The sequence below is a fragment of the Inquilinus sp. genome (genome assembly GCF_057815775.1).
On the sequence record NZ_JBYRFX010000695.1, the window covers coordinates 1 to 10,940 of the forward strand.

General features: G+C 70.5%; 11 protein-coding genes. 8 read left to right on the forward strand and 3 right to left on the reverse strand.

The annotated features are described in order from the left end of the window. Positions 1-90: 90 nt before the first annotated feature. Together tmk and AC3XYG_RS24115 are read right to left on the reverse strand one after the other, a co-directional pair. Complete coding sequence (tmk, locus tag AC3XYG_RS24110) at positions 91-729, reverse strand: dTMP kinase (protein ID WP_489142407.1); 639 nt, start codon at positions 727-729, stop codon at positions 91-93. A gap of 61 nt (positions 730-790) precedes the next feature. Continuing rightward, complete coding sequence (locus AC3XYG_RS24115) at positions 791-1,507, reverse strand: septal ring lytic transglycosylase RlpA family protein (RefSeq protein ID WP_489142408.1); 717 nt, start codon at positions 1,505-1,507, stop codon at positions 791-793. 614 nt (positions 1,508-2,121) lie between these two features. On the opposite strand from AC3XYG_RS24115, the gene AC3XYG_RS24120 reads away from it, so the two are divergent. The 8 genes from AC3XYG_RS24120 (at position 2,122) to pqqE (ending at position 9,617) form a co-directional block, all read left to right on the forward strand. Beyond that, the gene (locus AC3XYG_RS24120; protein WP_489142409.1) at positions 2,122-3,513 is read left to right on the forward strand and encodes a c-type cytochrome; all 1,392 of its coding nucleotides are present in this window, start codon (positions 2,122-2,124) and stop codon (positions 3,511-3,513) included. Between the two features lie 8 nt (positions 3,514-3,521). After that, on the forward strand, positions 3,522-4,004 hold the full coding sequence (locus AC3XYG_RS24125; RefSeq protein ID WP_489142410.1) for a (2Fe-2S)-binding protein: 483 nt from the start codon (positions 3,522-3,524) through the stop codon (positions 4,002-4,004). Then, on the forward strand, positions 4,001-6,244 hold the full coding sequence (locus AC3XYG_RS24130) for a xanthine dehydrogenase family protein molybdopterin-binding subunit (protein WP_489142411.1): 2,244 nt from the start codon (positions 4,001-4,003) through the stop codon (positions 6,242-6,244). The genes AC3XYG_RS24125 and AC3XYG_RS24130 overlap by 4 nt, the downstream gene beginning before the upstream one ends. Before the next feature lie 167 nt (positions 6,245-6,411). Continuing rightward, positions 6,412-6,492, forward strand: coding sequence for a pyrroloquinoline quinone precursor peptide PqqA (pqqA, locus tag AC3XYG_RS24135; RefSeq protein WP_489142417.1), 81 nt, complete (start codon positions 6,412-6,414; stop codon positions 6,490-6,492). 57 nt (positions 6,493-6,549) lie between these two features. After that, a complete protein-coding gene (gene pqqB / locus AC3XYG_RS24140; RefSeq protein ID WP_489142412.1) occupies positions 6,550-7,449 on the forward strand; it encodes a pyrroloquinoline quinone biosynthesis protein PqqB in 900 nt (299 codons plus the stop codon). Positions 7,450-7,459: 10 nt separating this feature from the next. Then, positions 7,460-8,197 carry a pyrroloquinoline-quinone synthase PqqC gene (gene pqqC / locus AC3XYG_RS24145; RefSeq protein WP_489142413.1) on the forward strand — a complete coding sequence of 246 codons (738 nt, stop codon included), beginning with the start codon at positions 7,460-7,462 and terminating at the stop codon, positions 8,195-8,197. Next, positions 8,194-8,487 carry a pyrroloquinoline quinone biosynthesis peptide chaperone PqqD gene (gene pqqD, locus AC3XYG_RS24150; RefSeq protein WP_489142414.1) on the forward strand — a complete coding sequence of 98 codons (294 nt, stop codon included), beginning with the start codon at positions 8,194-8,196 and terminating at the stop codon, positions 8,485-8,487. Before pqqC ends, pqqD begins: the two co-directional genes overlap by 4 nt. Continuing rightward, on the forward strand, positions 8,484-9,617 hold the full coding sequence (gene pqqE, locus AC3XYG_RS24155; protein ID WP_489142415.1) for a pyrroloquinoline quinone biosynthesis protein PqqE: 1,134 nt from the start codon (positions 8,484-8,486) through the stop codon (positions 9,615-9,617). The genes pqqD and pqqE overlap by 4 nt, the downstream gene beginning before the upstream one ends. A 7-nt stretch (positions 9,618-9,624) precedes the next feature. On the opposite strand, the gene AC3XYG_RS24160 is transcribed toward pqqE, so the two are convergent. Next, a partial coding sequence (locus AC3XYG_RS24160; RefSeq protein ID WP_489142416.1) for an ATP-binding protein occupies positions 9,625-10,940 on the reverse strand: 1,316 nt, incomplete at its 5' end.

Below are 10,940 nucleotides of genomic sequence, written 5' to 3' on the forward strand. Positions count from 1 at the left end.
GCTTGGCGTTCAGCGCGTCGAGGAAGGTCGCCTCGGCCGCCTCATGGCCGAGCAGCCGCGGGTTGGCGCGCGGGACCGGGAATTCGGCGCTCATGGGGCGGGCCCGAACTTCGCGTCCACGGCGGCGCGTATGGCATCGGACACCGCGTCGACCGACCCGCTCGCATCGATCACGGCGCAGCGCTCCGGCTCGGCCGCGGCGATGGCGAGGAAGCCCTCGCGCAGCCGCCGGTGCAGCGCCTCGCCCATGCGCTCGTAGCGGTCTTCGCCGCCGGGGCGCAGGCCGGCCCGGGCCAGGCCGATCTCGACCGGCACGTCGAGCACCAGGGTCAAATCCGGCTTCAGGCCGTCGGTCGCGATCTGGAACAGGGCATCGAGGCTGGCGCGGTCCACGCCCATGCCCCAGCCCTGATAGACCAGGGAGCTGTCGGCGTAGCGGTCCGACACCACCCAGGCGCCGCGGTCGAGCGCGGGGCGGACGGTGACGCGCAGATGGTCGCGCCGGGCGGCGAAATGCAGCAGCGCCTCGGTCACCGGGTCCCAGCGGTTGGTGTCGCCCCGGACCAGCAGGTCGCGGATCGCCTCGGCGCCCGGCGAACCGCCGGGTTCGCGCGTGCTCACGACCTCGACCCCGCGCTGGGCCAGCGCGGCGGCAAGATGGCGAAGTTGGGTGCTCTTGCCCGAGCCCTCGCCGCCTTCCAGCGTGATGAAGCGTCCGCGCGTGCTCAAATCCGTCCCCGCCTGAGGCCTGCTCGTGCCGCAGGCCCGTGCCGCTCAGACTGGCGGACGGTCACTCGGCGACGATACGTGCTCCGGAATAGCCCGCGTCGGCAAGCTGCTTCAAGGTGCTCGATGCGGCCTTGGGGTCGATGAAGGGGCCGACGCGCAGTTCGATCGCGCCTGCTGCGGCGGCGGTCGAGACCGGGCCGAAGCGGCGCAGGGCTTCCGACAGCGTGGCCACCTGCTGCGGCCGGGTGGCCTTGGCGGCAGCGACGAACAGGCCGGAGGGCTTTTTCGCCTCGTCGCCGACATGGCCGACGATCTCGGGCATCCGGTCTGGCACCGGCGGGGCCGGCGGCACGGCGATATAGGGCACGTCGCCGGCATCGACATGGAGCCCGGCGGAGGCGACCTGGCTGCGGCGGGCCTGGTCGCGCTGGGCCTGCAGCGCCTGGAAGCGGTTCTCTTCCTCCAGCAGCTGGATCTTCACCCGGGCCGAGCCGTTGCCGCGGAAGCCGAGGAGGTCCGCGCCGCGGGCGGACATGTCGATGATCTTGGAACGATCATAGGGGCCGCGGTCGTTGATCTTGACGATCAGCGTCCGGCCGTTGTCGAGATTGGTGACCTTGACCAGGCTGGGCAGGTCGAAGCTGCGATGCGCGGCCGAGACCAGGCCGGAATCGAAGCGGTCGCCGCTGGCGGTCTTGCGGCCATGGAAGCCGGGCCCATACCAGGCGGCACTGCCGACCTGCACGGCATCCCGATCGGTGCGGGCGACATAGCGCACGCCGTTGATCGTGACGACGCCAGGATCGGCGGGTCGTTGGGCTGTCAGACCTTCGGCGATGCTCCCCTTTCCAGGATGGACGGGAGCGCATCCGGTGGCAACGAGTGCCACGCCGATGGCTGCGACGACGGCGAGCCCCGATCGACGATCCCCGGTCTTGCGGCTGAACTTCGCGCAAAAGCCTGGGCGTCCGGACCGGGTCAGGAGCGGTTCGGCAGTCATGAAAACGGATATGTCACAACATCCGGTCACAGGTCCAGCCTTTTCGTCCCGCTTCGGTGTGCTAGCCCTGTGGCGACGCTGTGCATAACCCGGAATGACCGGGGTCATGACCCGTATTCCCTAAGTATTTCTACCTACTCTCATAGGTTGTATTACCGTGACATCCGGTGTTTCACGGCTTCTCCAGCGCCGCTCGGGCCGCTGCTGTGCGGCCGCGGATGCAGGACTATTTTACTGTGCGGACACGCCGCACCACGCTGCCCTCGTGAAGACAAATCCCCTCTCGCCATCCGGCAGGAATCGTCCGATCATTTGCGAATGACAAAATCCGTCATCTGAAACCCTACAACAGGGGCAGGGATGGGAATGGGACGCAGATCCATGGGGCACTCGTGAGAGCCCGCCGCATCGCATTGGGGCTGGGCGTGCTGATCGTTGCCGGTGCGGCAGGGTTCGCCGCGATCGCCTGGCGGCCGGCGATTCCGCCGATCGACCCGCCCGCGGCGGCAAGCTTCGACCCGGTCGAGATCCGCAGGGGCGCCGACCTCGCCGCCCTGGGCGATTGCGACACCTGCCACACCGTACCCGGCGGCCAGCCCTTCGCCGGCGGGCTGCCGCTGCCGACCCCCTTCGGTACGATCTTCACCACCAACATCACGCCGGACCCGGACACCGGCATCGGTCGCTGGTCGGAGGCCGCGTTCCGGCGGGCCATGCGCGAAGGCGTCGATCGCGACGGTGGCCACCTGTACCCGGCCTTCCCCTACGATCACTTCACCCTGGTGACGGATGAGGACGACCGGGCCCTCTACGCCTTCCTGATGACCCGCCAACCCGTCGCGGCCCGGGCGCCGGCCAACCAGCTGCCCTCCCCGCTGAATCTCCGGTTCATGCTCGCCGGCTGGAAACTGCTGTTCCTGCGCCAGGGGCCGTACCAGCCGGATCCGGCGCAGGACGCTGAGTGGAACCGCGGTGCCTATCTGGCGGAAGGGCTGGGCCATTGCGGCGCCTGCCACACGCCGCGCAACCTGCTGGGCGCGGAGCAGACCGGCCAGCGCTTCGCCGGCGGCGAGGCCGAAGGCTGGACCGCCTACCCGCTCAATGCCACCTCCCCCGCGCCGGTGCCGTGGACCGAGGAGTCGCTGTACCATTATCTGCGCACCGGCTGGCACGGGCTGCACGGCACGGCGCGGGGACCGATGACGCCGGTGGCGGGCAATCTGGGCACGCTGCCGGATGCCGATGTCCAGGCGATCTCGGTCTACATCGCCGCGGCGATGGGCATCCCCTCCGGCGCTGCGCAACAGCGCGGCGACGCGCTGCAGGCACAGGCGGTGACAGCCGGGCCCGGCACCCGGCCGCAATCTGCCGGCAGCCAGACGGTTGCCCTCGGCGCCCCGGCCGCAGGCCAGGATCTCGGCGCGGCGATCTATGCTGGCACATGCGCCAGCTGCCATGAGAGCAGCCGGCCCTCGCCCTTCGGCGGCGTCAGCCTCATGCTCAGCTCCACCCTGAACGGCACCAGCCCGGCCAATCTCATCCGCATCATCCGCGGCGGCGTGCCGGCGGTGAACGGCGCCCGCGACCCGATCATGCCGGGCTTCGGCGCCGCCCTGTCGGACCCGCAGCTGGTCGCGCTGATCACCTATCTGCGGGGCCATTTCAGCAAACAGCCGGCCTGGGCCGATATCGCCGGCTCCGTGCAATCCGCCCGCGACGCCGAGGTCGCGGCGGTTCCGTCTTCGCCTTCAGTCCCGCCGGGCGCACCCGGCGTCAGCCAGTAGGACAGGTCATGATCGAGCTCAAGGTCAACGGCCGGACTCACAGCGTCGGCGCCGACCCCGACACCCCGCTGCTCTATGTGCTGCGCGGCGATCTGCAGCTCAACGCCGCGAAATACGGCTGCGGCCTCGGCCAATGCGGCGCCTGCACCGTGATGGTGGACGGCGAGGCCGTGTTCTCCTGCGTCACCCCGATCCTGCTGCTGGAGGGCAAGGAGATCACGACGCTGGAGGGGCTCGGCACCGCCGAGGCGCCCGGCCCGATGCAGCGCGCCTTCATCGAGGAGCAGGCGGCGCAGTGCGGCTACTGTATCCCCGGCATGATGATGCGGGCCCAGGCGCTGCTGCAGAAGACGCCCGATGTCTCGGATGCGGAGATCCGCCGGCAGCTGCAGCCGCATCTCTGCCGTTGCGGCACCCATATGCGCATCCTGCGTGCCATCAGGCGGGCCGCCACGGCGATGCAGAGTGCGGCGGCGGAGATCGTGCGATGAACGCCCTTCAGGACCTCGCCCTGTCCCGGCGCAGCCTGCTGCAGGGCGCCGGCGGCCTGGTGGTCAGCTTCGCCATCACGCCGGCAGGCTTCGCCCAGCAGGCGGCCGAGACACCGCAGCATGAGGGCGCCAGGCTGCCCGGTAGCCTGGCCGACAGCCCGTTCCTCGATTCCTGGATCAAGGTCGACGCCAACGGCGCGGTCACCGTCTTCACCGGCAAGGCCGAGCTGGGCCAAGGCATCGGCACCGCCCTGCGCCAGGTCGCGGCGGAGGAGCTGGGCCTGCCCTTCGAGGGGCTGGCCATCGTCACTGCCGACACCGGCCTGACCGCCAATGAGGGCTACACCGCCGGCAGCCATTCGATGCAGGACAGCGGCACTGCGATCCGCAACGCCGCGGCCCAGGTGCGCGAGATCCTGGTGGGCGAGGCCGCGCGACGCCTGGCGGTGCCCGCCGACGGACTGCGGGTCGCGGACGGCGCCGTGCTCGCGCCCGACGGCACCAGGCTGTCCTATGGCCATCTGGCCGGCGGCCTGTCGCTGCATGTCCAGGCGCAGCCGGCGTCGCACCTGACCGATCCCGGCCGCTTCCGGCTGATGAACCAGCCGGTGCCACGCATCGACATCCCGGCCAAGGTGACCGGCGGTGCGGCCTATGTGCAGGACATGCGCCTGCCCGGCATGCTGCATGCGCGCCTGGTGCGGCCGCCCAGCTACGGCGCCCGCCTGACCGGCCTGGACAGCACCGCGGTCGAGGCCATGCCCGGCGTGGTCAAGGTGGTGCGCGACGGCAATTTCCTGGCCGTGCTGGCCGAACAGGAGTTCCAGGCGGTCAAAGCGATGCGGGTGCTGGCCGCCGGAGCTGTGTGGCAGGAAAGTGCCGTGCTGCCGGACCAGACGCGGATGACCGACGCACTGCTGGCCTTGCGGGCGGAGGACCACACCATCCTCGACCGGCACGATGCCATCCCAGGCCCCGGGACCACGGTCGAGGCCGCCTATTCCCGGTCCTACCTGTCGCACGGGTCGATCGGCCCATCCTGCGCCGTGGCGCTGGAGCAGGACGGCATGGTCACGGTCTGGACCCACACCCAGGGCGTGTATCCCGACCGCAAGGCGATCGCCGAGATGCTGCGCCGGCCATTGGACCAGGTGCGCTGCATCCACACCCCGGGCTCCGGCTGCTACGGGCACAACGGCGCCGATGACGCGGCCGGCGATGCCGCGCTGCTGGCCACCGCCCTGCCCGGCCGCCCGATCCGGGTGCAGTGGATGCGCGAGCAGGAGCATTCCTGGGAGCCGTTCGGCCCGTCGATGGTGGCCCGGGCCCGCGCCGTACTGGACCCGTCCGGCCGCATCGCCGACTGGGATTACGGGGTGTGGAGCAACACCCATTCGATGCGCCCTGGTTCGGCCGGTTGCCTGCTGGCCGCTCAGCACATCGCCCAGCCCTTCCCGGTGCCGCCGCCCCAGCCGCTGCCGCAGCCGGAGGGCGGCGGCGACCGCAACGGCATCCCGATCTACGCCTTCCCCAGCGCGCGGGTGGTGCATCACTTCGTGCCGGAGATGCCGCTGCGGATCTCGGCCCTGCGCTCGCTCGGCGCGCAGATGAACATCTTCGCGATCGAGAGCTTCATGGATGAGCTGGCGCTGGCCGCCGATGCCGATCCGGTGGCGTTCCGGCTGAAGCATCTGGAGGACCCGCGTGCCCGGGACGTGGTCGCCGCCGCGGCCGAGGCCTTCAGCTGGAGCCGGGGCCGCCCGGCCGGGCCTGGGCGGGGCCGCGGCTTCGCCTTCGCCCGCTACAAGAACCTGGCCGCCTATTGCGCGGTGGCGATGGAGGTCGCGGTGTCGCACGAGACCGGCGCGGTCAGCGTCCCGCGCGTGGTCGCCGCGGTCGACACCGGCCAGGTGGTCAACCCCGACGGCGTGCGCAACCAGGTCGAAGGCGCCATCCTGCAGTCGATGAGCTGGACGCTGTACGAGGCCGTGTCCTTCGACACCAGCCGGATCACCTCGGTCGACTGGTCGACATATCCGATCCTGCGCTTCAGCGCGGTGCCGGACAGTGTCGAGGTCCACATCATCGACCGCCCCGGCCTGCCCTTCCTGGGCTGTGGCGAAACCGGCCAGGGTCCTGCCAGCGCCGCGGTCGCCAACGCCGTCGCCGATGCCACCGGCCGGCGCCTGCGCGACCTGCCGCTCAGCGCCACCAGAATCAAGGCGGCGATCGGCGTCTGAGGCCCGGACCTGAGGCCGGACCTGAGGCGGACGGCCGCACATGGCTCCAAAGTAGTATTCCCCTGATGGCTGGAAGGCGCATGATGGCCTCGATACGGCCCGCACCGGATCCAACTGCCGGGTCGGGGTGTTATCCCTGGGTGAGCCGATAGCAACGGAGGATCCTGATGAAGCGCTGGAAGACACCGAAACTCCGCGAGATTTCCGTGGGCTGCGAGATCAACGCCTACGCCTGCGCGAAGGTCTGACCAAACCCTCCGCCGTGCGCCGGATCCGGCGAGGCTGCCGAAAGCGGGGTTGAGACCATGCGCATCGTCGTCCTCGGTTCCGCCGCCGGCGGAGGTTTTCCGCAATGGAATTGCGACGCCCCCACCAGCCATGGGGTGCGGCACGGAACGTTGCGCGCAAAGCCGCGCACCCAGGCGTCACTGGCGGTCAGCGCCGATGGCGAGCGCTGGCTGTTGGTCAACGCCTCCCCCGATTTCCGGCAGCAGGTGTCGGGCACCCCGGCGCTGTGGCCGCAGGCTGGCCTGCGCCATTCGCCGATCACGGCGGTGATCCTGACCAGCGGCGAGATCGACCATGTCGCCGGGCTGCTGTCGATGCGCGAATCGCAGCCCTTTGCGCTGTGGGCCGCCCCACCGGTGCTGGCCGCGCTGGCCGCCAACCCGATCTTCGACGCCCTGAACCCGCGCTTTGTCGAACGACATAGTGTCATGCCCGACGCTGCGATCCCGATCGCCGGCCTGACGATCACCCCCTTCCCGGTGCCCGGCAAGGTGCCGCTGTATCTGGAAGGCCAGGCCGGCGCCGATCTGGGCGGCGCGCCGGACGAGACCTTGGGGCTCGAGATCGTGTGTGGTGCGGATCGGTTCCACTACATCCCGGGTTGCGCCGCCATGACGCCGGCGCTGCGCGCCCGGCTGCGGCATTCACCCCTGGTCTTCTTCGACGGCACGCTGTGGCGGGACGACGAGCTGATCACCACCGGCGTCGGCGCCAAGACCGGCCGGCGGATGGGCCATATGAGCATCGACGGACCGGACGGCACCGTGGCCGCCTTCGCCGATCTCGGGGTCCGGCGCCGGCTGCTGATTCACGTGAACACGACCAACCCCGTGCTGGATGAGGATTCGCCCGAGCGCGCCGCGCTGGCGGCGTCCGGCTGGGAGGTGGCGGAGGATGGCATGGAGATCGTTTCATGAGGCTGGCGCGATGACCGAGACGATGAGCCCGGACCAGCTGGAGGCGGCGCTGCGCGCCATCGGGCACGAGCGATATCACGACCGCCACCCGTTCCACGCCCTGCTGCATGGCGGCCAGCTGAACCGGGGCCAGGTCCAGGCCTGGGCGCTGAACCGATACTATTACCAGAGCCGGATCCCGCTGAAGGATGCCGGACTGATGTCGCGGGCCGAGGATCCGGAGCTGCGCCGGGAATGGCGCCGGCGGATCGAGGACCATGACGGCAACCACGAGGGCGATGGCGGCATCGCCCGCTGGCTGCACCTGACCGACGCGCTCGGCCTGGACCGTGCCGCGGTCAGCGACGGCCGCGGCATCCTGGCGGCGACCCGCTTCGCCGTGGACGCCTATGTCCGCTTCGTGCGCGAGAAGACGCTGCTGGAGGCGATCGCGTCATCGCTGACCGAGCTGTTCGCCCCGGCCATCATCGGCAACCGCGTCGCCGGCATGCTGGCCAATTACGACTTCGTGTCGCGCGATGCGCTGTCCTATTTCGACAAGCGGCTGAGCCAGGCCCCGCGCGACTCTGATTTCGCCCTCGACTACGTCCGGCGCGAGGCGCGGCGGCCGGACCAGCAGCAGGATGTGCTGAACGCACTGATCTTCAAATGCGACGTGCTGTGGGCCCAGCTCGACGCGCTGCACCATGCCTATGTCGTGCCCGGCAACATCCCGCCCGGCGCCTTCGTGCCGGAGGACCGGGGATGAGCGCTGCGGCCCAGCCCACGCCTGAGGCCGAGCGCCGGCCGAAGCTCGCCCGCGGCTCGCGCATGCGATACGACGAGACGCGGCAGAGCTGGGTGGTGCTGGGGCCGGAGCGGGTGATCATGCTCGACGAGATCGCCCATGAGATCGTGCGCCGCTGCGACGGCACCAGCACGGTGACCGAGATCATCGCCGACCTTGCCGCGAGCTTCGAGGCCGAGCCGGGCGAGGTCGCCGCCGATGTCGAGCGGCTGATCGATGAATTGCTGGCCAAGCGGATCATGGCGACATGAACAGCACCTCTCCCCGGCCGGAGCCGCCGCTGGCGGCCCTGCTCGAACTGACCCATCGCTGCCCGCTGCAATGCCCCTATTGCTCCAACCCGCTGGAGATGGAGCGGGTGAACAGCGAGCTGTCGACCGCGGAATGGCTGCGCGTGCTCCGCGAGGCGGCAGCCCTCGGCATCCTGCAGGTCCATTTCTCCGGCGGCGAGCCGACCCTCCGCCGCGATCTGCCGGAGCTGATCCGCGGCGCCCGCGACGCCGGGCTGTACAGCAACCTGATCACATCAGGCGTGGCGATCGATCGCGACCGGTTCCGCGGCCTGGTCGAGGCCGGGCTGGACCACGCCCAGCTCAGCATCCAGGACGTCGACCCCGCTATGGCCGACCGCATCGGCCACTATCCCGGCGCGCAGCCGAAGAAGCTGGCCTTCGCCGGCTGGGTCACCGAGGCGGGGCTGCCGCTGACGCTGAACGCCGTGGTCCATCGCCAGAATCTTGACCGTCTCGACGCCATGATCGACCTCGCGGTCGAGATCGGCGCGGCGCGGCTGGAGGTCGCCCATGTCCAGTATTACGGCTGGGCGTTGAAGAACCGCGACGCGTTGATGCCGAGCCGCGAACAGCTCGACAACGCCAGCGCCGTGGTGGCCGCCGCCACCCACCGACTGCATGGCCGGCTGGTGATCGACTATGTCATGCCGGATTATTACGCCCGCCAGCCCAAGGCCTGCATGGGCGGCTGGGGCCGCCGCTTCCTGAACATTACGCCGAGCGGCAAGGTGCTGCCCTGCCACGCCGCCGAAACCATCCCCGGCCTTGATTTCGAGTCGGTGCGCGACAAGCCGCTGGCGGAGATCTGGGCAGCATCGGATGCGTTCGAGCGCTTCCGTGGCACCGCCTGGATGCCCGAGCCCTGCCGCGGCTGCGACCAGCGTGAGGTGGATTGGGGCGGCTGCCGCTGCCAGGCCATGGCCCTGACCGGCCAGGCCGACGCCACCGACCCGGCCTGTGCCCTGTCGCCCTTCCACGAGACGATGCTCAGCCTGGCCGAAACCGCCTCGCACCGCCCGGCGCCGCCCGATTTCATCTACCGCCGCCTGCGCGGGCCGGCGGAGCCGGCCACCGTGCCCCGGGGCTGATCGGCTCCTATCCGATCCGCGGCAAGGTGATCGTCGCCCGCAGGCCGCGGGGCCGATTGGCCAGCAGAATGTCGCCGCCATGGTGGCGCGCGATGGTCCGGGCGATCGACAGGCCGAGGCCGACGCCGCCCGTCTCCAGGTTGCGCGAATCCTCGATGCGGAAGAACGGCGCGAACACCTGTTCGCTCACCTGTTCGGGAATCCCGGGCCCGTCATCGTCGATCACGATGTCGACGCTCTCGGCCGTGCGGGCCAGGAAGACCCGGGCCCGTTCGCCGTAGCGCACGGCGTTCTCCACCAGGTTGCGGATCGCCCGGCGCAGCGCATCCGGCCGGCAGCGGTAATTGACCCGCGGACCCTCGGCGAAGGCGACGTCGTGGCCCAGCTCCGCCATGTCGTCGCACAGGCTGCCGACCAGGGCTGCGAGGTCGACCGGGCGCGTGCTTTCGACCGTGGCCTCGGCCCGGGCGAAGGTCAGCGTCGCCTCGGTCATTGCCTGGATCTCAACGATGGTGGCCAGCATCTTCTCCCGTGCCTCGTCATCGGCGACGAATTCGGCGCGCAGCCGCAGCGAGGTCAGCGGCGTGCGCAGATCGTGGCCGATCGCGGCCAGCATGCGGGTCCGGTCGTCGACGAAGCGCTGCAGCCGCTCCTGCATCCGGTTGAAGGCCTCGGCGGTGTTGCGGATGTCGTCCGGCCCGGCCTCGGGCAGCGGGGTCACCGCCTCGCCGCGGCCCAGCGCCTCGGCCGCCACGGCCAGGCGCCGCATCGGCTTGGTGATGCCGCGGGCGACGAAGATGCCGATCACCGACAGCACGATCGCGGTGATCGCCAGCGTCATCGCCGTCTGGCTGGTCCACATCGCGCCGCCCATCTGCTTGGCATAGGCGATGTTGAGCCAGGCGCCGCCGTCGAGCTGGGCGGACAGGCCCAGGCCGTTGGCATCGTCGAGATACAGCATCCGGGCGGGCCGCGGCAGCGGCCACACCCCCGCCGGCAGGTCCCACCACGACGCGGTCGGGGCGGCGGACGCGGCCATCGGGCCGGGATCGTGCAGCGGTTCCTCGCGCGGCGCGGACGGCTTCTTGCCGGGGAAGGCCAGGCTGGGCAGCGGCGTCACCAGTTTGGACCAGGCGGTCTGGCGCCACGCCGCCGCGTCGCCGGGCTCCTCGCCCGACACCCAGTACCGGGTGTAGGCGGTGGAGATGCCGTGCAGGATGTCGTCGCGCAGCTCCGGCGGCATGGTCTCCAGCAGCTGGGCCAGCGAGGCCGCGCGGCTCATGAAGTCGCTCTTGGCCGCCGACTTCAGCGCCTGGCCACGCT